23 protein-coding genes and 1 tRNA gene are annotated in these 21185 nt (G+C 66.8%); 6 read left to right on the top strand and 18 right to left on the bottom strand.

The genetic code is table 11. From position 1 onward, the window contains the following. The first annotated feature begins 62 nt into the window (after window positions 1–62). Window positions 63–752, top strand: coding sequence for a hypothetical protein (locus ACW17Y_RS04340; protein ID WP_492037551.1), 690 nt, complete (start codon window positions 63–65; stop codon window positions 750–752). 139 nt (window positions 753–891) lie between these two features. Here the strand turns inward: ACW17Y_RS04340 and ACW17Y_RS04335 are convergent, their stop codons facing one another. Together ACW17Y_RS04335 and ACW17Y_RS04330 are read right to left on the bottom strand one after the other, a co-directional pair. Then, the gene (locus tag ACW17Y_RS04335) at window positions 892–1881 is read right to left on the bottom strand and encodes an IPTL-CTERM sorting domain-containing protein (RefSeq protein WP_492037550.1); all 990 of its coding nucleotides are present in this window, start codon (window positions 1879–1881) and stop codon (window positions 892–894) included. Then, the gene (locus tag ACW17Y_RS04330) at window positions 1878–2912 is read right to left on the bottom strand and encodes an IPTL-CTERM sorting domain-containing protein (RefSeq protein ID WP_492037549.1); all 1035 of its coding nucleotides are present in this window, start codon (window positions 2910–2912) and stop codon (window positions 1878–1880) included. Before ACW17Y_RS04330 ends, ACW17Y_RS04335 begins: the two co-directional genes overlap by 4 nt. 142 nt (window positions 2913–3054) lie before the next feature. On the opposite strand from ACW17Y_RS04330, the gene ACW17Y_RS04325 reads away from it, so the two are divergent. Both ACW17Y_RS04325 and ACW17Y_RS04320 read left to right on the top strand, forming a co-directional pair. After that, window positions 3055–4110, top strand: coding sequence for a helix-turn-helix domain-containing protein (locus ACW17Y_RS04325; RefSeq protein WP_492037548.1), 1056 nt, complete (start codon window positions 3055–3057; stop codon window positions 4108–4110). Between the two features lie 204 nt (window positions 4111–4314). Next, window positions 4315–4698, top strand: a complete 384-nt coding sequence (locus tag ACW17Y_RS04320; protein ID WP_492037547.1) for an IPTL-CTERM sorting domain-containing protein — start codon at window positions 4315–4317, stop codon at window positions 4696–4698. A 243-nt stretch (window positions 4699–4941) separates the two neighbouring features. Here ACW17Y_RS04320 and rplA read toward each other — a convergent pair whose 3' ends face one another. The 7 genes from rplA to ACW17Y_RS04285 all read right to left on the bottom strand — a co-directional run bounded on the left by rplA (window position 4942) and on the right by ACW17Y_RS04285 (window position 9010). Continuing rightward, window positions 4942–5631, bottom strand: coding sequence for a 50S ribosomal protein L1 (rplA, locus tag ACW17Y_RS04315; RefSeq protein WP_492037546.1), 690 nt, complete (start codon window positions 5629–5631; stop codon window positions 4942–4944). A gap of 2 nt (window positions 5632–5633) precedes the next feature. Next, window positions 5634–6065: a 50S ribosomal protein L11 gene (rplK, locus tag ACW17Y_RS04310; RefSeq protein ID WP_492037545.1), complete on the bottom strand. Its 432-nt coding sequence runs from the start codon at window positions 6063–6065 to the stop codon at window positions 5634–5636. Between the two features lie 196 nt (window positions 6066–6261). Beyond that, window positions 6262–6843 (bottom strand): transcription termination/antitermination protein NusG, encoded by a 582-nt coding sequence (gene nusG / locus ACW17Y_RS04305; protein WP_492037544.1) that lies wholly within the window; start codon window positions 6841–6843, stop codon window positions 6262–6264. Window positions 6844–6864: 21 nt separating this feature from the next. After that, window positions 6865–7182, bottom strand: a complete 318-nt coding sequence (secE, locus tag ACW17Y_RS04300; protein WP_492037543.1) for a preprotein translocase subunit SecE — start codon at window positions 7180–7182, stop codon at window positions 6865–6867. A gap of 79 nt (window positions 7183–7261) precedes the next feature. Next, window positions 7262–7337 (bottom strand) — tRNA-Trp (locus tag ACW17Y_RS04295). A 116-nt stretch (window positions 7338–7453) separates the two neighbouring features. Beyond that, window positions 7454–8788, bottom strand: a complete 1335-nt coding sequence (locus tag ACW17Y_RS04290; RefSeq protein WP_492037542.1) for a hemolysin family protein — start codon at window positions 8786–8788, stop codon at window positions 7454–7456. Between the two features lie 99 nt (window positions 8789–8887). Further along, on the bottom strand, window positions 8888–9010 hold the full coding sequence (locus ACW17Y_RS04285) for a hypothetical protein (protein ID WP_492021676.1): 123 nt from the start codon (window positions 9008–9010) through the stop codon (window positions 8888–8890). Between the two features lie 142 nt (window positions 9011–9152). Here ACW17Y_RS04285 and ACW17Y_RS04280 point away from each other — a divergent pair, with 142 nt between their 5' ends. Then, window positions 9153–10277 carry a L,D-transpeptidase family protein gene (locus ACW17Y_RS04280; RefSeq protein ID WP_492037541.1) on the top strand — a complete coding sequence of 375 codons (1125 nt, stop codon included), beginning with the start codon at window positions 9153–9155 and terminating at the stop codon, window positions 10275–10277. Here the strand turns inward: ACW17Y_RS04280 and ACW17Y_RS04275 are convergent. The 7 genes from ACW17Y_RS04275 to ACW17Y_RS04245 all read right to left on the bottom strand — a co-directional run bounded on the left by ACW17Y_RS04275 (window position 10270) and on the right by ACW17Y_RS04245 (window position 17660). Continuing rightward, entirely contained in the window at window positions 10270–11895 is a 1626-nt protein-coding gene (locus ACW17Y_RS04275; protein ID WP_492037540.1) for a carboxylesterase/lipase family protein, read from the bottom strand. The genes ACW17Y_RS04280 and ACW17Y_RS04275 overlap by 8 nt on opposite strands. Before the next feature lie 14 nt (window positions 11896–11909). Continuing rightward, a complete protein-coding gene (locus ACW17Y_RS04270) occupies window positions 11910–12254 on the bottom strand; it encodes a YMGG-like glycine zipper-containing protein (RefSeq protein WP_492037539.1) in 345 nt (114 codons plus the stop codon). A 132-nt stretch (window positions 12255–12386) separates the two neighbouring features. Continuing rightward, complete coding sequence (gene tuf, locus ACW17Y_RS04265) at window positions 12387–13577, bottom strand: elongation factor Tu (RefSeq protein WP_492037538.1); 1191 nt, start codon at window positions 13575–13577, stop codon at window positions 12387–12389. A gap of 90 nt (window positions 13578–13667) precedes the next feature. After that, window positions 13668–15749: an elongation factor G gene (gene fusA, locus ACW17Y_RS04260; RefSeq protein ID WP_492037537.1), complete on the bottom strand. Its 2082-nt coding sequence runs from the start codon at window positions 15747–15749 to the stop codon at window positions 13668–13670. Between the two features lie 150 nt (window positions 15750–15899). Further along, entirely contained in the window at window positions 15900–16373 is a 474-nt protein-coding gene (rpsG, locus tag ACW17Y_RS04255) for a 30S ribosomal protein S7 (protein WP_056615544.1), read from the bottom strand. Window positions 16374–16445: 72 nt separating this feature from the next. After that, window positions 16446–16820: a 30S ribosomal protein S12 gene (gene rpsL / locus ACW17Y_RS04250; protein WP_013269204.1), complete on the bottom strand. Its 375-nt coding sequence runs from the start codon at window positions 16818–16820 to the stop codon at window positions 16446–16448. Window positions 16821–17099: 279 nt separating this feature from the next. Further along, window positions 17100–17660, bottom strand: a complete 561-nt coding sequence (locus ACW17Y_RS04245; protein WP_492037536.1) for a hypothetical protein — start codon at window positions 17658–17660, stop codon at window positions 17100–17102. Window positions 17661–17788: 128 nt separating this feature from the next. Between ACW17Y_RS04245 and rpmG the strand changes: the two genes are divergently transcribed. Next, entirely contained in the window at window positions 17789–17956 is a 168-nt protein-coding gene (rpmG, locus tag ACW17Y_RS04240; RefSeq protein ID WP_003164451.1) for a 50S ribosomal protein L33, read from the top strand. A gap of 64 nt (window positions 17957–18020) precedes the next feature. On the opposite strand, the gene ACW17Y_RS04235 is transcribed toward rpmG, so the two are convergent. Together ACW17Y_RS04235 and ACW17Y_RS04230 are read right to left on the bottom strand one after the other, a co-directional pair. After that, complete coding sequence (locus ACW17Y_RS04235) at window positions 18021–19385, bottom strand: PleD family two-component system response regulator (RefSeq protein ID WP_492037535.1); 1365 nt, start codon at window positions 19383–19385, stop codon at window positions 18021–18023. Between the two features lie 7 nt (window positions 19386–19392). Continuing rightward, the gene (locus ACW17Y_RS04230) at window positions 19393–19776 is read right to left on the bottom strand and encodes a response regulator (protein ID WP_298158273.1); all 384 of its coding nucleotides are present in this window, start codon (window positions 19774–19776) and stop codon (window positions 19393–19395) included. A 124-nt stretch (window positions 19777–19900) separates the two neighbouring features. On the opposite strand from ACW17Y_RS04230, the gene ACW17Y_RS04225 reads away from it, so the two are divergent. Then, complete coding sequence (locus ACW17Y_RS04225; RefSeq protein WP_492037534.1) at window positions 19901–21160, top strand: DNA polymerase IV; 1260 nt, start codon at window positions 19901–19903, stop codon at window positions 21158–21160. Window positions 21161–21185: the final 25 nt, after the last annotated feature.

The following is a 21185-nucleotide window of genomic DNA, read 5'->3' as shown; positions in this document are numbered from 1 at the left end:
GCTCCTGGCTAGGCGTGAGGCCCGGCGCTTCCGGCTCGGAAGTCGATCACGGGGGTGATGGCGTGTTCAGATGGGTTCTCGGCGGGCTGTTCCTGGCGGTCCTGGCTCTCGGCGGGCTGGTCGCAGCACCTTCGGTGCATGCTCAAACTCCGCCCCGCCCGGTCGTCAATGGGATCCCGACCAGCATATGCCAGCAAAGCGCCATCGACCGGTGCGATGCCGACTGTGCGGACTTTGGACCCTGCAGGTTCGGATGCCAGATCGGCGGCATCAACAATGCCGATGCATGCACGTCCAGCTGCAACGTGCTTGGGGCGCCGTGTCTGAATGCGTGTTCTCAGGTCATTGCGTCGATAGCCCTTTGCGCCTTTCCGACAGTCGGCGGCACGGTCAGCGGTCTCGGCGCCGGCCAGTCCGTGGTGTTGCAGAATAACGGCGGCGACGACCTGACGGTCAGCGCCAACGGCGCCTTCACCTTTCCGATGTGGGTCACGCTGAACGACGGCTATTCGGTCACCGTGTCGGGCCAGCCCGCGGGCCAGGCGTGCAGCGTCACGAACGGGTCCGGTATCGCCGATTCCGCTGCGGTGGTCGTCACCCCCTACGGCGTCCGCAGCATCGCTGTGACGTGCGCGACCGCTGTCCCGACGATGTCGCAGTGGGGCATCGTTCTCCTGATCGGAATACTCGCGATCGGCGGACTGGTCCTGTTGAGCCCCGTCTTCGGGCGCGGCGCCCGGCCCCAGACGTAACACGCCGCATGACGGACGACGTCGGGCCGGGCGGGGCGGGGTCCGTCCTGGCGCCGCCCGCCATGCTCGGCGTGAACGTCTGGCTGACCCCGCCGGGATCAGCACCACCCACGCCACAGCGCACGCTTCAGCTTCCTGTTCATCGCGCCCACCGACGCCGATCCATCATCGCCAGACCGAACAGCGCCAGCAGGCCCGTCAGGCCGATCATCGCCCATTCGCTGAGAGTCGGGACCGGCGCGGGCGCAGGCGTATAGCAAAGGGATACCTCGCCGTTGCCCGCCTGCTGCCCGTCCTGGGCGCTCGTCGGGACGACGCTGCTGAACGACCCGCCGCCGCCGCCCGCTTGCCCAAAAGCGCCTCCGCTTCCGCCGCCCCCATTATAGCCGCCTCCGCCGCCGGCGGAGCCCCCCCCGCCGAACCCGCCACGGCTGGAAAAACCTCGGTCGAACCCTCCATTGCCGCCCGCAACCAAGGCCTGACCCCCGTCCGCATGCGAGCCGTCGGTCCCGTCGGTCAGAAGGCCGCCGCCACCGCCGCCAAGGTTCCCGCCGCCGCCGTTGCCGCCGACCCCGCCTGCCGGTCCTCCCGCATAACCGGAGCCGGCCAGCGCGCCCGCCATTCCGGACCCCAGGCCGGTCGCCAGACCCGGCAGTCCATCGGTTCCGGGTGAGGGCGATCCGCCTCCACCCACGGCCACCAGGAGATTGGCGGCTGAAGCATTAGCCAACTGGCAGGGGCCGAGACCGGACGAAAACACGAAGGATCCTCCTCCTCCGGCGGAACTGGCGGCGGCGAGGTATTGGCCTTGAACGCCGACGACGATGCAAAGCCGCTCGCCCGTTGTCACGGGATAGGTCGCCGTGACCAGCGCGCCGAGGCCGCCCGACAGGCCGGCGGCTTGTCCGCCCTGGGCGCCGGACGCGCGGATGGTGACGCTGCTCACGGCCGCCGGCGTGACCCACGAGTAGGGTTGGGCGGGATCGCTCCTGGTGTCGCCCCCGGCACTGGGCGCGAACGTCTGACTCACTCCCGAACAGACGGCCTGGGTCAGCGCCGGGCCGGCCGGCATCAGCACCACCCACGCCACGGCGCCCAGCACAGCCGCCCGCTTCAGCTTCATGTTCATCGCGCCCACCGACGACGATCCATCAGGGCGAGGCCGAACATAGCCAGCAGGCCCGTCAGGCCGATCATCGCCCATTCGCTCAGCGTCGGGACCGGCGCGGGCGCAGGCGTGTAGCAGAGAGACACCTCGCCGTTACCGGAGTGAACCCCGTCCGCGGCGCTGATCGGCATGACGCTGCTGAACGATCCGCCGCCGCCGCCGGGCCGTCCGGGAAGAGAGCCGCCGCCTCCACCGCCGTTGTAGCCGCCCCCTCCCCCACCTGCGCCGCCGCCGCCAAAGCCGCCAGCCAGCCCCCCCGGACCGCTGCCGCCCGCGGCGCCGAGCGTCAGGGCTTGGCCGCCTGTGAGTGATCCGTCGGAGCCGCTGGTGATGAGACCGCCCCCGCCGCCGCCCACGTCAGCGCCGCCGCCGGTCCCGCCGGTCCCGCCTGCCGGGCCGCCCGCATAGCCTGAGCCCGCAATCGCGCCCGCGGCCCCTGCCCCGAGACCGGTCGCCCTGCCAGGGAGCCCACTCGTGCTGGAGGCAGTCGATCCGCCCCCGCCTGACGCGACCAGAAGATTGGCGGCCGAGGCATTGGCGAGCACGCAGGAGGCGACACCTGACGAGAAGACAAACGAACCGCCGCCACCACCGGAGACGGAGGCGCCGAAGTTCTTTCCGGCGACGCCGGCCACAATGCAAAGCCGCTCGCCGGGCGTGACTGGATAGGCGGCGATCACCTCAGCCCCCTTGCCGCCGGGAAAGCCATCGTGGGTGTCATCGCCGCCCCGCGCTCCCGCCGCCCGGATAGTGACGCTGGTCACCCCAGCCGGTGCGACCCATGAGTAGGGCTGGGCGGGGTCAGTCCTGGCGCCGCCCGCCACGCTGGGCGTGAACGTCTGGCTGACCCCCGCGCAGACCGTCTGCGTCAGCGCCGGTGTCGCCATCAAGCACGCCGCCGCGCCCAGCGCCGCTGCTCGTTTCAAACGCTTCACCATTCCCGTCCCCTGATCCGCCATCATCGGCGAGCGCACCGCCATGGCGCGGGGCATCCCGGCGGTTAACCTCGGGGAAAAGCTCTTCGACAAGACACGCAGGGCCCGCCGGCTTCACTTTGAGACACATGGTCGAAGTCCCGCCTCTCGAACCACGCTAGAAGGTTTCTGGCTGCAAGCTTGGCCGGGGGATCGACACATGACGGACGGGGTCCGGAAGGATCGGCTGCCGTATCTGGCGGCCAGCATCGGCGCCGACTACGCCGACAGCTTCGCCGCCTGCCGCGAGCTGCTGGCGACGATGTTCGAGCTGGAGGCGCCGTCCGCCGCCGTCCGCGCCGCCTACGTCATGGACTTCGCCCTCTACGATTACGGGCCGATCAAGCTGGGCATGTCCCGAGCCTCGGCCTCGATCATGGTCCGAAGCCCCCGCACCATCGCCCGGAACGGCGTCGACCAGTTCCATGTCCAGTTCTACCGGACCAACGGCTTCGTCCTGACCCTGGACGGCGCCGAGCGACAGGTCCGGCCGGGCGACATCTGCATGCTGGACCTGACCCGTCCGGTCGCGATCCGCACCGAGGGCCCCGACAACCTGTCGGCCATCATCGACCGCGACCTTCTCCTGCCCCTGCTGGAGGAGGCCGGGGACATTCACGGCCTGATGCTGCATCGCGACAGCGAGGCTGGCATCGCCGTCCGGGAGCATCTGGAGGAGATGTGGTTCAGGGGGCCCGACCTGACCATCGAGGAGGGACTGGCCTGCAGCCACACCACGGCGGCCCTGATCGCCTCGGTCGTCAACGCAGGCAGCAAGGCCCGCGGAACGACCCGTGCAGATCTTCGGCAAAGTCAGTTCCGCGCCATCTGCCGTCGCATCGAGCGACAGATCGGCGACCCGGACCTGGGCCCGGACCTTCTGGCCCGTCAGTTCTTCGTCACCCGCCCGACCCTCTACCGGATGTTCGAGCCCCACGGGGGCATCGGCCGCTACATCCTGGGGCGCCGCCTGACAGGCGTATTCCGGGACCTGTCAGATCCGGCCCGCCTGCACGAGAAGATCGCCGAGGTCTTCGCTCGCTGGGGTCTGGACAGCCACACCGCCGCCGGGCGCGCCTTCCGCGCCGCCTGGGGCGTGACGCCCTCCCAGTGCCGGGCCCGCGCACTGGAGCTTCAACGCACCGGCGGCAAGGCGGGCGGCGACGTCTTCGACATCCCACCGGAGATGCCGGCCAACATCAGGGCATTCCGGTGAAGACGCCGCAACTTTCAACGTTCTTCCAGCCCTGAACAGACAATGACAATCAGACCCTTATCGCTCCTTCCGGGAATTATCGCCCTCGCCCTGGCGTCGCCGGATCTGGCGGTCGCGCAACAGTTCGACATGACGCCGACGGGATCGGATCCCAACCATGACCGACGATTCGACAACGGATCCCCGTGCAGCATCGGGACGAACATGTTCCAACGCCCCTACACCGCCAAAACGATCTCGGTGAGCGTGGCGGGGTCCTACCAACTCAGGGACACAGGGGTGGGGGACGGCGGCTTCGCGATCTATTCGGGGCCCTACGACCCGGCTTCGCCTGCGGTCGGCTGCCTCGCCAGCTTTGACAGTATACAGAACGTCACCCTCACCCCGGGCAATTACACACTGGTGGGCGGCATGTGGGCCAACCACAACCTGACACCGTTCCGGGTGACTTTCACGGGCCCGGCGCCGGTGACCCTCTTCAGCCCCATCCCCGTCCCCAGCCTGTCCGAATGGGCGATGATCCTGATGGGTCTGGCTCTGGCGGGCGGGGCTGCCCTGACGATCCAGCGGCGACGCGTCAACGCCTGACGTTCGCGCCCATAGCGTCGGCCCGCGTGCGTCGAAGGGGGCGCGGCCCGTCTCTGCCCGGCTCACCGCCGCCTATCGGCGGCATCGGCGGTCTCCGCCGTCCGGCTTGGCGTCCCTGGCCGTTCGCGCCGCCGGAAGATTGCCGTTCGGGCGTCCCGGCGGCGCACGGCATTGACCGCAAAACGAAAACGGCCCCGGAGATCGCTCTCCAGGGCCGCCTTGCGTTCAATCGTAGTCTGGCGATCAGGCCGTCAGCGAGGCCGGATCGATCTTCACGCCCGGACCCATCGTCGAGGACAGGGTGATGCGCTTGACGTAGGTGCCCTTGGCGCCGGCCGGCTTGGCGCGGTTCAGCGCGTCCACATAGGCCTTCACGTTGGCTTCGAGGGCTTCCTGGGTGAAGGAGGCCTTGCCGATGCCGCCGTGGGCGATACCGGCCTTCTCGACGCGGAACTCAACGGCGCCGCCCTTGGCGTCCTTGACGGCCTGGCCGATGTTCGGGGTCACGGTGCCGACCTTGGGGTTCGGCATCATGCCGCGCGGGCCCAGCACCTTACCCAGACGACCGACCAGGGCCATCATGTCCGGCGACGCGATGACGCGGTCGAAGTCCATGAAGCCGCCGTTGATCTTCTCGTACAGATCCTCGGCGCCGACGTGTTCGGCGCCGGCCGCGCGGGCTTCGTCAGCCTTCGCGTCCTTGGCGAACACGGCGACGCGAACGTCGCGCCCCGTCCCCGACGGCAGGTTGACGACGCCACGGACCTGCTGGTCGGCGTGACGGGGATCGACGCCCAGGTTGACGGCGATCTCGATCGACTCGTCGAACTTGGCGGTGGCGTGTTCCTTGACGGTCTTGATGGCGTCCGAGAACGACACCAGGGCTTCACGGTCGACGGTCCACGCCTTGATGCGCTTGGCTTGCTTGCTCATGTTCAGCGCTCCACGATGTTGAGGCCGATGGCCTTGGCGGAACCTTCGATGATGCGCGCGGCGGCATCGATATCGTTGGCGTTGAGGTCTTTCATCTTCTTCTCGGCGATCTCGCGCAGCTGGGTGCGGGTGATCGAACCGACCGTCTCGCGGCCCGTCAGCTTGGAGCCCGAGGTGATGCCCACGGCCTGCTTGATGTAGTGGGTGGCCGGCGGGGTCTTGGTGACGAAGGTGAACGACTTGTCCTGGTAGACCGTGATCACGGTCGGCAGGGGCGTGCCTTTGACTTCCTTCTCGGTGCGCGCGTTGAACTCCTTGACGAAGCCCATGATGTTCACGCCGCGTTGACCCAGAGCGGGCCCGATCGGGGGGGAAGGCGTGGCCGAACCGGCCGGCACCTGCAGCTTGATATAGCCCAGAATCTTCTTGGCCATTGGTCTCTCCTGTGAATGACCCCGAAGCTAATCGAGACCGGTGAGCCGTGGTCGGGCATGGCTGCCTCCCACGGATTTACCGCATCGTCCCGGCGGGCCGGGCGAAGCGAAGGCGCGCGTATAGCGGAGCGACCCCGCAAAAGCAAACGGCGGCCCGAGAGGACCGCCGCCGCAAATCGTAACCTGTGAGAGGGCCCTAGGCCGCGCTCTTCTCGACCTGGCTGTATTCCAGATCCACCGGCGTCGGACGGCCGAAGATCGACACGGCGACCCGCAGACGGGCGGCGTCCTCGTCGACGCTCTCCACCTGGCCGTCGAAGCTGGCGAACGGACCGTCGATGACCTTGACGGTCTCGCCGATGTCGAAGCGGATCGTGGGCTTCGGACGTTCGACGCCCTCCTCCACCTGGCCGATGATGGCCTGGACCTCACGTTCCGAGACCGGCAGGGGCTTGGTGCCGCCCGCGGCGCCCAGGAAGCCGGTGACCTTCGGCGTGTCCTTGACCAGGTGATAGGCGTCGTCGGTCAGCTCCATCTTCACCAGCACATAGCCGGGGAAGAATTTGCGCTCGGAGTTGACCTTGCGGCCCCGGCGGATCTCGACGACGTCCTCGGTCGGCACCAGGATCTCGGAGAAGCAGTCCTCCAGATCGCGTTGCTTGGCCTGGTCGCGGATGTGCTGGGCGACCTTCTTCTCGAAGTTCGAATAGGCGTGGACGATGTACCACTTGTGGCGCGGGTTCGAGGCCGGCTTGGTTTCGGGCGCTGCATCCGTCATGGGCGCGTCTCCTTCTTTTCTTTATTGGCCGAGGGCGAGGATGTAGCGCGAGGCGAAGCCCAGGCCCGTATCCACGATCCAGAAGAACGCCGCCGCCAGCAGCACCATGATGAAGACCATCACCGAGGTGATCCAGGTCTCCTTGCGGCTCGGCCACACGATCTTGCGGGCTTCCGCGCGGACCTGGCTGGCGAACTGGGCCGGCGAGGTCCGCGGCTTGGCCACGGGCGCGTCGACGGCGACCGTCGAGGCCGAGGCCGAAGCGCCGGCCATCTGAGGCTTTGCGCCGGCGGCAGGGTTGCCGGTGCGGCGTCCGCCGGGAAACTTGGACTTGGCCATGGGCTCTCGGGGTCTCTTCGTAAACGCTTGATCCTGTCCCCGCAGATGGGGATGCCCAGTCTGCGGGAACAGGGGGAAGTGGCAGGAGCTGGGGGATTCGAACCCACGACCCCCGGTTTTGGAGACCGGTGCTCTACCAGCTGAGCTAAGCTCCTAGACAATACAGAAGCGCGCCGTGGGAGAACCCAACGGCGCGTCTGCTCGCCAGACCGGGGGCTATGCCCCAGCCGGCGGGCCATTTCAAGGCTATTCCTCCCCATCGGGGGAGGCGTTAGTGATCCAGATGCGCCGCGACCGCGTCCGCCTCGTCCTTCTTGTTGACGACCTGTTTGAACAGCAGCTTGTCGATACGGCGGTCGTCCATGTCGATCACCTCGACCTCGAACCGGCCCAGTTGCAGGATCTCGCCCTCGTCCGGCACGCGCGACAGCTGGTGCAGGACCAGACCGGCCACGGTGTGGAAGCCTTCCTGGTCGCCGAAATCCTCGCCCAGCACGTCCGACAGTTCCTCCAGATCGGTCTGGCCGTCCACCAGCCAAGTGCCGTCCTCGCGCTGACGGATCCAGGCCTCCTGGTCGTCGTGACCTTCGTCGAAGTCGCCGGCGATCATCTCCAGCAGGTCGGTCGCCGTCACCACGCCCTCGAAGGCTCCGTACTCGTCGACCAGGAAGGCCATGTGGACCTTGGACGACTTGAGGATTTCCAGCGCCTTGAGCACCGAAGTCGACTGCGGAATGAAGGCCGGAGTCTGGACGTGCTTCTCGATGTTGAACTCGCCGTTGGTCAGGAGACTGTCCAGCAGGTCCTTCTTGTGGACAACGCCCAGCGGGTTATCGACGTCGTTCTCGCGCGCCACGACGATGCGCGAATAGGGGCATTTGCGAACTTCCTCGCGCAGCTCCTTTTCGGTGTCGTCCAGGGCGATCCAGAACACCTCGTGGCGCGGCGTCATGGCCACGCGAATCGGACGATCTCCGAGGGTCAGGATCTCCTCGATCATCGTCTGTTCTTCGGGCTCGATCAGACCCGCCGAAGTGCCCTCGGCGATCATGGTCTCGACCTCTTCCTGGGTGACGTCGGACCCGTCGCGGTCCTTGACGCCCATCAGCTTGAGGATGCCCGAGGTCGAGGCGGTCAGCAGCGAGACGAACGGATGCAGCACGATCGCCACGGTCGAAATCGGACCCGCCGTCTTGGACGCGATCGTTTCCGGGAAGATCAGCGCCAGCCGCTTGGGCACCAGTTCGCCGACGATCAGCGAGACGTAGGTGATGCAGATGACGACCAGGGCCGTCGAGAAGATCTGGGTATAGGCGTCCAGCGCCGGGAAGGCGGCTGTCAGGATCTTGTCCAGCTCGCCCGCGATCGTCGCCTGCCCGTAGGCGCCGGCCAGAATGCCGATCAGGGTGATGCCGACCTGGACCGCCGACAGGAAATGGGTCGGGTCTTCGGACAGTTTCAGCGCCACCCGGGCGCCGCGATCGCCCCGCTCGGCCCGGCTCTGCAGCTTGGATCGGCGGGATGACACGACCGCCAGCTCGGTCATGGCGAACAGGCCGTTGAGCACCACAAGGAGCAGAACGACGACAATGGCGATGAGTAACATCTAGGGGGGAGTAGACCAGCGCGGCGCGACAGTCGGCGTCCGCTGTTCGGTCCTAGCGGAATGTGACCGGTTTCGCCACGATTTCCTTGAGCGCAGTGGTCAGCGGGTCCGGCCGGCCTCAACCGAGCCGTATGCGCCGCTCTGACCGTTATCCATCGAGGCGCAGGCGGAGACCCCGATCAGGGTGCCGATGAACAGGCCGATCCGAAGCGCGCGTCGCATGATGGTTACCAAAATCCTAACGTCCCGAACCGAACGTAGGCCCCGCTTCGGGGTTCCGCGCAAGTCCCCGCCCCTGCCGGTTGTGCGGAACGGTAAACAGGCCTGCGGGTTGGCTAACTCCAGTCGCCCGAGAGTTGATTTCATGATCCGCCCCCCCTTGAACCGCATGTCGCTTGCCGCCGCCCTCCTCGCCTCCGTGTCCCTCGCCGCATGCGGCGCACCCGATCCGCAAACGCCGACGACAGCGACGGAGCCGACGGCTTCCGCCCCGCGCGCGACTGGCGCGACCGGCGCCTTGGCGCCGGTGTCGATTGAGGCCGCTGTCTGGAAGGCCGATGCCGCTGCCACGCCGGACGCGGCGGCCGAGGCCGTCCCGAGTGTCACCGCCCCGGGCGTCGGTGGTCCGCAAGCCGCAACAACCACGCCCCCGCGTCCGGAGATCATCCGCGCCCAGATTCTGCTCGACCGCGCCCGCTTTTCACCCGGGGCCATCGACGGACTGGGCGGACAAAACACGCGCCAAGCGGTCGCCGCCTATGCCCAGGCCAAAGACATCGCCTCCGACGGAGAGTTGAACGCTGCGGTGTTCGCCAGCCTGATCCAGGCCGCTGCGCCGGTTATGGCCGAATACGTCATCACGCCCGCCGATGTCGCCGGCCCCTTCATCGCTGCCGTGCCGGCCGATCTGGAAGCCCAGTCGGAACTGGACGCGCTCGGCTACACCAGCGCACTCGAGGCCTTGGCCGAGAAGTTTCACGTCACAGAGGCGCTGCTGACGGCGCTCAACCCGGGCGTCGATTTTGGCCGCGCGGGACAGGCGATCGTCGTCCCGGCCATCACTGACCAGCCCCTGCCCACCGAGGTCACCCGTATCCTGGTGAACAAGGGCGACAGCGCCGTTCGCGCTTTCGATGCGGCGGGAAACCTGCTGGCCTTCTATCCCGCCACGATCGGCTCAAGTACCCGGCCTGCGCCCACAGGCCGCCTCACCGTCGTCGGCGTCGCCAATGAGCCGAACTATACCTACGACCCCGAACGCCTGACCTACGGCACGGCGGACCGCAAGTTCGTCGTGGCGGCGGGCCCAAACAATCCGGTGGGCTCGGTCTGGATCGACCTGTCGCGCGACACCTACGGCATCCACGGAACGCCCGATCCGTCGAAGGTCGCCAAGACCGCCTCCAACGGCTGCGTCCGCCTGACCAACTGGAGCGCCGAACAGCTGGCCGCAGCGGTCAAGCCCGGCGTGGAAGTGATCTTCAGCTAGGCTCGACCGCTCCCAGAGCCGTGCCGCCCCAGAAGCCGCATTGGTGCCGGTCGTGGAAGGTCGCATCGACCCGGTCGCCCGCCGGATCGAAGACCACGACCGGGCCTCCGCCCTCGCTGATGCGCGGCCAGTCGGCATCGAAGTCCGGATCGTGCCCGAACCCGGCCCACAGCCGCATCATTCGGTCGGATAGGGCGCGCTGCTCCAGCGTCCATCTGCCCGTATCCGCGAACAGCCAGGTCGTGCCGAACACATAGGCCAGCTCGCTCGCGTGATAGGCCCCCATGTCCAGCCCCGTGATCCAGTCGGGCAGCAGGAACGGCGCCGCCCCGTCCGCGAACTCGTATCCGTAGACCGGCACATGCCGCGCCAGCAGTCGCCTCAGTGCATCGGCGGGGCATGAGAACCGGCTGTCGGTGAAACTCTGCGCGATCGCCACCGCAGGCCCGTCGGCCCCGACGGGATAGCGCTCCAGCGCCCGCTCGCCGTCCGCGCCGTACAGCCAGACCGTCTCCTTCCGGTAGCGATCCATGTCCTTGACCTCGACGGCGAACAGCCGCCCCTCGTCGGTGTTCGTCCCCACGATTACCGGGACCTGTGTGAACCGGCCGCTGGCGAAGGCGTCCGGCGGACTGATCGGCACCGTGGCGTCCGTATGCACCGGCCCCCACGACCCCGGCCCGTTGATACCCGACCGCAGCGAAGGCGCCCGCGCGATCCGCCCGGCCGGCAGGCTCCTCAGGCAAGCGACCTGCCCCTGCTGTGTGCACCCCAGGTCGTCGGCGAACGGCGGCCCGGCCGGGACCTGATCCTTGGCCGCATTCAGCGACTGCGGCTCCAGACACGGCCCGCTCTGCAGGATCACCTGCTGGTACAGCCCCTCCGACCCCGGCGACGCCATCAGGTAGCAGGCGCTCCACGCCCCCGAGCTCTCTGCGAACAGGGTCACATCCCCCGGATCGCCCCCGAACGCCCCGATGTTTTCATGCACCCAGCGCAGCGCCGCCTGCTGGTCCATCAGCCCCCAGTTGCCGCCGACGCCCTCGCCCTCAGTGTCGAAGCCCGGATGGGCCAGCCACCCCAGCGCCCCGAGCCGGAAGTTCACCGTAACCACGACCCGGTCCTGTTCGGTCGCCAACCGCGACGGATCGTAGTTGGCGCCCGATCCGATCGTGAAGGCCCCGCCGTGCAGGTACACCATCACTGGCCGTGACCGTTCCGGCTCGCTCGCGGGTCCGTACACGTTCACGAACAGACAATCCTCGGACCCGACCACCAGCCCGCCGCCTCCGCCGAGAATGGCCTTGCGCCCCAGCGCTTGCGTGCAGTCCGACCCCAGCCGCGTCGCGTCCCTGACGCCATTCCACGCCTCGACCGGCCTCGGCGCCCGCCAACGCAGATCGCCGACCGGCGCCCCCGCGTAGGGCACGCCAAGGAAGGCCCGCACGCCCGCGCCCTCGACGCCGCGCACCACGCCTGCCTCGGTCCGCACCTGAACGAACGATCGATCCGGTGCGAACCGCACATGATCGACGCCACCCGGGTGGGTAACCACGCAGCCGCCCAGGGCGAGCGCCATCACGGCGATCGCCGCCGACCAGAACCCGGATCTCGTCATTCAGTCAGTGGGCCTCAGTAGTTGCCGTAGTTCCCGCGCCTCGGCACGCGATCATAGCCATAGCGGCCGTCGCGATTATAGCCGCCGAAGCCGTAGCCGCAGGGATCGTCCCGCTCCGACAGCTGGTTGCCCAGCAGCCCGCCGGCCAGGGCTCCGATCGCCGCGCCCCGTTCCCGGTCGCGTTCGCCCGCGATGGCGGCGCCGGCAAGCGCGCCCAGCGCCGCCCCGCTGGCGGTCGCGTATCGCCTGTTCTCTTGATAGTCCCGCTCGCAGGCGGAGACGTAGTTGTCGGTCGTGGCGCAGGCGCCGGTCAGCATCGTCACGGCGGACACGGCCGCCACGGTCCAGATGGCTTTCATCGAGGGCTCCTTCAGGAAACACTCGTTGGCCAACGCCACGCTCGCGGGCCCGTTCCGGCCGGACAAACGAAAACGGCCCCCGGATCGCTCCGGGGGCCGTCTCGATAGTCAGTCCATTCGGACCGTGGGGTATTACTCGACGATCTTGGCGACGACGCCGGCGCCGACGGTGCGGCCGCCTTCACGGATGGCGAAGCGCAGGCCCTGATCCATGGCGATCGGGGTGATCAGTTCGACGTTCAGCTCGGCGTTGTCGCCGGGCATGATCATCTCGACGCCTTCCTTCAGCTGAACGATGCCCGTCACGTCCGTGGTGCGGAAGTAGAACTGCGGGCGGTAGTTGGTGAAGAACGGCGTGTGACGGCCGCCTTCTTCCTTGTTCAGGATGTAGGCTTCGGCGACGAACTTGGTGTGCGGGGTGATGGAGCCCGGCTTGCAGAGAACCTGGCCGCGCTCGACGTCTTCACGCTTGGTGCCGCGCAGCAGCACGCCGACGTTGTCGCCCGCCTGGCCCTGGTCCAGCAGCTTGCGGAACATTTCCACGCCCGTGCAGGTCGTCTTCTGAACCGGACGGATGCCGACGATCTCGACTTCCTCACCGACCTTGACGATGCCCTTTTCGATACGGCCGGTCACCACGGTGCCGCGGCCCGAGATCGAGAAGACGTCTTCCACCGGCATCAGGAACGGCAGGTCCAGAGGACGGGCCGGCTGCGGGATGTAGTCGTCGACGGTCTGCATCAGGGCCAGAACGCGCTGTTCGCCGATTTCCGGGTTCACGCCGTCGGTCGCGGCCTTGGCCGAACCCATGGTGATCGGAATGTCGTCGCCCGGGAACTGGTAGGACGAAAGCAGCTCGCGCACTTCCATCTCGACCAGCTCGAGCAGCTCGGCGTCGTCGACCAGGTCGACCTTGTTCATGAAGACCACCAGGGCGGGCACGCCGACCTGACGGGCCAGCAGGATGTGCTCGCGGGTCTGCGGCATCGGGCCGTCGGCGGCCGAAACGACCAGGATCGCGCCGTCCATCTGGGCGGCGCCGGTGATCATGTTCTTCACATAGTCGGCGTGGCCGGGGCAGTCGACGTGAGCGTAGTGACGGTTGGCCGTCTCATACTCGACGTGAGCCGTGTTGATCGTGATGCCGCGGGCCTTTTCTTCCGGCGCGGCGTCGATGTCGGCGTAGTTCATCGCCTTGCCGCCGCTGGCCTTGGCCAGGGCCATCGTGATCGCAGCCGTCAGCGTGGTCTTGCCGTGGTCGACGTGACCGATGGTGCCGATGTTGCAATGCGGCTTGTTACGTTCGAACTTTTCCTTGGCCATTCTCTTCTCTCCGTCCCCTGAATTGAGGGGGCATATCCTAGTTGTTCAGGGGGTGTCCGACGGGCCGGAGCCCGTCGGGATGGTTGGGGTTTAGGCGGAATACTTCTTGATCACTTCGTCGGCGACGTGTTGCGGCACCGGCTCGTAGTGGTCGTACTGCATGGTGAAGGCGGCGCGGCCCTGCGACATGCCGCGCAGCGTGTTCACATAGCCGAACATGTTGGCCAGCGGCACGAAGGCGTTCACGACGGTGGCGTTGCCGCGCATGTCCTGACCCTGGATCATGCCGCGACGGCCGTTCAGATCGCCGATGACCGAACCGAGGTAGTCCTCGGGGGTCACGACCTCGACCGCCATGATCGGCTCGAGCAGCTTCGGAGCGCCCTTTTCCTTAAGTTCGCGGAAGGCGGCGCGGGCCGCGATTTCGAACGCCAGCACGCTGGAGTCGACGTCGTGGTACTTGCCGTCCGTCAGGGTCGCCTTGAAGTCGATCAGCGGGAAGCCGGCCAGCAGACCCGAATCCTTGATGGAGTTCAGACCCTTTTCGACGCCCGGGATGAATTCCTTGGGCACCGCGCCGCCGACGATCGAGTTCTCGAACACGAAGCCCGAGCCCGGCTCGCCGGGTTCGAAGGTCAGCATGACGCGGGCGAACTGGCCCGTACCGCCGGTCTGCTTCTTGTGGGTGTAGTCGATGTCGACCTTGCGGCCGAGCGATTCACGATAGGCGACCTGCGGCGCGCCGATGGTGGCCTCGACCTTGTAGGTGCGCTTCAGGATGTCGATCTTGATGTCGAGGTGAAGCTCGCCCATGCCCTTCAGGATGGTCTGGCCCGACTCGTGGTCGGTCGAGACGGTGAAGGACGGGTCTTCCGAAGCCAGCTTGGCCAGGGCGACGCCCAGCTTTTCCTGGTCGGCCTTGGTCTTGGGCTCGACCGAGATCTCGATCACCGGCGCCGGGAATTCCATCTTCTCGAGGATGACGGGCGACTTCAGCGGATCGCACAGGGTGTCGCCGGTGCGGGTGTCCTTGAGGCCGGCCAGGGCGACGATGTCGCCGGCGTAGGCTTCCTTGACGTCTTCACGGTTGTTCGAGTGCATCTGCAGCATCCGGCCGACGCGCTCTTTCTTGTCGCGGCTGGAGTTCAGCAGGTTCTGGCCGGTTTCCATCTTGCCCGAGTACAGGCGGCAGAAGGTCAGCGAGCCGACGAACGGGTCGTCCATGATCTTGAAGGCGAGGATCGACAGGGGCTCGTCGTCCGACGCGCGGCGCACGACGGGCTCTTCGGTCTTGAAGTCGATGCCCGGGGTCGGCGGGATGTCCATCGGCGACGGCAGGTAGTCGACGACGGCGTCGAGCAGCGTCTGCACGCCCTTGTTCTTGAACGCCGAGCCGCACAGGATCGGATAGAAGGCGCCGGTCAGCACGGCCTTGCGGATGCACTTCTTCAGCACTTCGATCGAGGGCTCGGTGCCTTCGAGGTAGGCTTCCATCGCCTCGTCGTCGAGTTCGACGGCGTTGTCGATCAGGTACTGGCGGGCCTCATTGGCCTTGTCGACAAGATCGGCCGGGATCGGGCCGACGGTGAAGTTGGCGCCCAGGGCGTCGTTGTCCCAGACCACCGAGTTCATGGCGACGATGTCGACCAGGCCCGACAGCGAGGATTCCGAACCGATCGGGAACTGGATCGGCACGGCCTTGGCGCCGAGGCGGTCGCGGATCGACTGCACCGAGGCGTCGAAGTCGGCGCCGATCTTGTCCATCTTGTTGACGAAGACGATGCGCGGCACCGAGTACTTGTCGGCCTGACGCCAGACGGTTTCGGTCTGCGGCTCAACGCCGGCATTGCCGTCCAGCACCGTCACGGCGCCGTCGAGCACACGCAGCGAACGCTCGACTTCAATGGTGAAGTCCACGTGGCCGGGGGTGTCGATGATGTTCAGGCGCTTGCCCTGCCAGAAGGCGGTCGTCGCGGCGGACGTAATCGTGATGCCGCGCTCCTGCTCCTGGTCCATCCAGTCCATGGTCGCGGCGCCGTCGTGGACTTCGCCGATCTTATGGTTCTTGCCGGTGTAATACAGGATCCGCTCGGTCGTCGTCGTCTTGCCCGCATCGATGTGGGCCATGATTCCGAAGTTGCGGTAGTCCTCGAGCGCGTGTGTGCGGGCCATGAAAGCGTGCCTTGAAAGTATGTTCAGGACGCGGTCCGCGTCCTCGGGAGATCGTCGATGTGGCGGATAAGCGAGCGCGGGCGATTTATCTCAAACCGCCCGCGCCGGATAGTCTCTAGATAGGGTCGTTAGTGGGCGGTTTTAAGACGCCTACCAGCGGTAGTGGCTGAAGGCGCGGTTGGCTTCGGCCATCTTGTGGGTGTCTTCACGCTTCTTGACCGCGGTGCCGCGGTTGTTCGAGGCGTCCAGCAGCTCGGCGGCCAGCTTTTCGGTCATGGTGTTCTCACCACGCTTGCGCGCAGCGTTCACCAGCCAGCGGATGGCCAGGGCGCGGCGACGGTCGGGGCGAACCTCGACCGGAACCTGATAGGTGGCGCCGCCGACGCGACGCGACCGGACTTCGACCGACGGCTGGACGTTTTCCAGGGCGGTGTGGAAGGTCTGGACCGGCTCGAAGTCCTTCTTCTTGTCGGCCAGGATTTCGAACGCACCGTAGACGATGTTTTCGGCGACGGCCTTTTTGCCCTCGTACATGACGTAGTTCATGAACTTGGTGACGGTCAGATCCTTGTACTTGGGATCCGGCAGGACTTCGCGTTTCTGGGCGCGGTGGCGACGTGACATGGGGCAGGCCTTCTAAATCGGTGTCTGGAAGAAGCCGGATGAAACCGGCTGAATCTGGAAAGTGCGGGTCGCTTACTTCGGACGCTTGGTGCCGTAGTGCGAACGGCGCTGCTTGCGGTCCTTGACGCCTTGCGTGTCGAGCACGCCGCGCAGGATGTGGTAGCGAACGCCGGGAAGGTCCTTCACGCGGCCGCCGCGGATCAGGACCACCGAGTGCTCCTGAAGATTGTGGCCCTCGCCGGGGATGTAGCACACGGCTTCGTAGCCGCTCTTGGCCAGACGGACCTTGGCGACCTTACGCAGAGCCGAGTTCGGCTTCTTCGGGGTCGTCGTATAGACGCGGGTGCAAACGCCGCGGCGCTGGGGCGAACCCTCCAGAGCCGGCACCTTGTTGCGCACGGGCTTGGGCTTGCGGGGCTTGCGGATCAGCTGGTTGATCGTAGGCATCGGTAGACAGTCTCGACTTCTGATGGAGGCGTGTGCCTGTCGGCCGGGGCGCCTCGGTTTCCTTCTTTTGAACGGCCCTTCAGGACCGCCCGGGGTCGTTCGAGACCGGATGCGGCACGACCAAACGAAAAAACCGGAACGCGCGCTTCGGGCGTTCCGGCGGGCACAGCCCGTCCGTTCAATTGTGACGATCAGGATGGGCCTCCGGAAAGGACCCGTCTCGAAAGTCCGGCGCGTTTACGCTTGGAGGCCCTTCAGGTCAAGACCGGCGGTCCGCCTCTACTCGGCCACCGGCTTCGTGAGGTCGAACTCCACCCGCAGGAACCGTCCGGCGGGCCGGCGCAGCTCATAGGCGAACATCCGGCCCCGGTGGACCTCGACGGCCCAGACATTGGTGGTCGAGACCTCGGCGCCCCCTGCGATGAACTGGTCGATCGACTCCTGGTCCACGGGAAACTCCTGGCGCGAGACCGTGCCCGGTCCGGCGCTGTCGCCGCCATACATGTGATAGCCATGGATGACCCCCTCGGGATCGCGGTGATCATGCTTCAGGCGAAGGCCCGCCTCGGTCCGCGTGACGATCCAGCGGCGCGAGCGATCCTCGCCCACGGCGAACGGGATGCCGACCTCCGTGGGCGAACAGTCGCGCACATGCATCAGCAGCCGACTGTTGGCGAAGTCGGCGTCGGCGGCGTCGGTCGTCACCACCCTTCCCTCGAAACGCTTTCCGCACAGGTCGTTCAGGTTGGCCATGAAGGCGTCCTGCGGGCTGGACGGAACGGGCGCGGTGGCGCAGGCGGACAGCAGGGCGGCGCAGGCCGCTATCAGGGCGATTTTCATGCGAGGAGCCTCGCGCGTCACGACATCATTCTCAAGGCGCCAAGACGCCCGTTGACTTCGCAACTTCCCTGAGTATGTTCCGCGCCTCTCATTTTACGGCTCAACCGCCGTCGCAAAGGTAATTTCCGATGGCAAAGCCCGCCTCCATCAAGATCCGCCTCAACTCCACGGCCGACACCGGCTTCTTCTACGTCACCAAGAAGAACGCCCGCACGATGACCGAGAAGATGGTCGTCAAGAAGTACGACCCGGTCGTGCGCAAACACGTCGAGTTCAAGGAAGGCAAGATCAAGTAAGGCTTGATCCCACGCTGGTTCTGAAGCGCCCGGTCGGCAACGACCGGGCGTTTTGCTGTCAGGCCTAGGCCGCCCGGGCGATGACCCGGTCGCGCCCCGTGGCCTTGGCCTCGTAGACGCCTTCGTCGGCGCGCTTCAGCAGGGCGTCGGGCGTGTCGTCCGCACCCAGCGACGCCGCCACCCCGATCGAGATGGTCACCGTCAGGTGCTCCTGTCCGCCCATCACGCGAAAAGGCGTCGAGCCGACGTCGCGGCGGATGCGCTCGGCGATACGGTGCGCGTCCTCGAGCTTCGTACCCGGCATGACGACGACGAACTCCTCGCCCCCAAGCCGGCAAGGCAGGTCGACGGCCCGGACGTTGGTGGCCAGACGAACGGCGAACTCGCGCAGAACCTCATCGCCCGCGTCATGGCCGAAGCCGTCGTTGACCTTCTTGAAGTGGTCGATGTCCAGGACGAGCACCGACACCGGCTCGCCGCCCTGGGCCGCCCGCGTGACAAACGCCTGAAGCTGCCCGGCCATGTAGCGTCGGTTATGCAGCCCGGTCAGGGCGTCAGTGACGGCCATCTCCAGGCTGTAGTCCAGCTTCTCCTTCAGGAAGTCGGTGTAGCGCTTCCTCCGGACCTGGGTCCGCGCCCGCGCCGCCAGTTCCTCGGGATCCACCGGCCTCATCAGGATATCATTGACGCCCAGCTCCAGCGCCTTGACCAGTCTTGTCCGATCCGCCGGATCGACCACCGCCAGGATGGGCAGATGCCGCGTCGGCTCGGCCGACCGCACCTGGGCGATCAGGCGCAGGCCGTCGAACTCGGCCGCCGCCACATTGATGATCATCAGGTCGATCGCGCCCTTGGACGCAATCAGCCCGTCGCCGGCGTCGGTCTCGATCGAGGGCCGATGCTCACGCGTCAGCTCCTCGGCGATCCGGGAAGCCTGGCGCGCATTGTCGTCGACGATCAGGACCCGGCCGCCGGACCCACGCAGCCGCCCGGCCCCGTCCGTCGTGACCCCCAGCCGGCGTCCGCTCTCCTCGCGCTCGCGCAGCTCGTCCATGACCAGCTTCAGCCGGGTCAGCGACCGCACCCGGGCGAACAGGACCACGTCGTCCAGCGGCTTGGTGACGAAGTCGTCGGCCCCGGCCTCCAGCCCCTTGATCCGGTCCTCGCGTCCGTCCAACGCTGTCACCAGCACGACGGGAATGTGGTTGGTCGTCGGATCGGCCTTCAGGCGCCGGCAGGTCTCGAACCCGTCCATGCCGGGCATCATGACATCCAGCAGGATGATGTCGGGCTGTTCCGCCGCCGCCATTTTCAGCGCCGTCGCCCCGTCCTGGCACGTCAGCACGTCATAGTATTCGAGCGTCAGCTTCGCCTCGAGCAGGCGGACATTGGCCTCGACGTCGTCGACCACAAGAATACGCGCGGTCATCGGAAAGCTATCCCACCGTTACTGGCTGGTTCAGGTGTTTCTTCACCGTTTCCAGAAAATGCATCACCGAGATCGGCTTGGAGATATAGGCCTCGCAGCCGCCCTGCCGGATCCGTTCCTCGTCGCCCTTCATGGCGAAGGCCGTCACCGCGATGATCGGGATGTGGGCCAGTTCCTCGTCGTCCTTCAGCCATTTGGTCACTTCCAGACCCGAGATCTCGGGCAGCTGGATGTCCATCAGGATCAGATCGGGCATGTGCTGGCGCGCCAGGGCCATCGCCTGCAGTCCCTCGCGGGTCTGCAGGATCTGATAGCCCTGCGAGTCGAGCAGATCATGAAACAGCTTCATGTTCAGCTCGTTATCCTCGACGATGAGGACTTTCTTGGACATCTTCACCCGGTCTGGCCGCCTCGACTGACGCGCAGGATGCGCTCGGAGGCTTTTCGCCCTGTTCGATTGGGATCATGCCGATCCAGTCTTAAGTTGGGGTGAAGTCGGGAATTCAAGCTTCACCATGAAAGCCATCTGTCGCGAATGCCTCCGGACCGGAGAGGATGCCGTCCGGCGCTGTCCGGCCTGCGGCTCGCCGCGCGTGGTCTGCGATCCCGAGCTGGACCAGCTGTCGATCGCCCACCTCGACTGCGACGCCTTCTACGCCTCGGTGGAGAAGCGCGACCGCCCGGAACTGCGCGACAGGCCGGTTATCGTCGGCGGCGGCGTGCGCGGCGTTGTGTCCACCTGCTGCTACATCGCGCGCCAGTCCGGCGTCCATTCGGCCATGCCGATGTTCAAGGCGCTGAAGGCCTGCCCAGACGCCGTGGTGATCAAGCCGGACTTCTCCAAATACGTCCCCGAATCGGAGCGCATCTTCCGTTTCGTCGGAGAGCTCACGCCCCTGGTCCAGACCCTGTCGCTGGACGAGGCGTGGATCGATCTCTCCGGTACAGAACGCCTCAACGGCGGCCCGCCGGCCCTCCAGCTCATCCGCCTCCAGAAGCGGATCGAGGACGAGACGGGCCTTTCGGTCTCCATCGGCCTCGCCCCCAACCGATTCCTCGCCAAGATCGCCTCCGAACTCGACAAGCCCCGCGGCTTCTCCGTGATCGGCGCAGCGAACGCCCGGGCGCTGCTGGCCCCCAAGTCCGTCCGCATCCTCCCCGGCGTCGGCCCCGTCTTCGGCAAGACCCTGGTCTCGGACGGCTTCGCCACCGTCGGTGATCTGGCCGCCGCCGACGTCCGCGACCTCGTCAAACGCTACGGCGAGACGGGCCTGCGCCTCCACGACCTCGCCCACGCCCGCGACGCCCGCTCCGTGAACCCCGAGCACGACCGGCGCGGCATGAGCGCCGAGAACACCTTCAACACCGACCTGACGGCCCTCGAAGACCTCGAAGCCGAACTCTGGCCCCTGTGCGAGAAGGTCGCCTCCAAGGCCCGCCGAGACGGCGTCGCCAGCCGCGTCGTCGTCCTCAAACTGCGCCGGGCGGACTTCAAGATCGTCACCCGACGCAAGACGATGCCCGACCCGGTCCAGACCGCCCGCGCCCTGTTCGCCATCGGCCGCGAGCTTCTCGCCCCCGAACTCGGCCGCCCCTACCGCCTGATCGGTATCGGCCTGGCCGACATCCAGGACGCCGAGGATTTGCCTGAGGGCCTGTTCGCCTCCCCCGAACGCCGCACCCTCAAGACCGAGACCACCATCGACGCCCTGCGCCAGAAGTTCGGCGCCTCCGCCGTGGTGGCGGGGCGGGCATTGAAGCCGAAGACGCGCTGATCGCGTTCAACCGCCCTTAAGCCGA

Source organism: Brevundimonas sp. AVps7, assembly GCF_058681545.1.
This window is presented reverse-complemented; position numbering and strand designations above follow the sequence as displayed.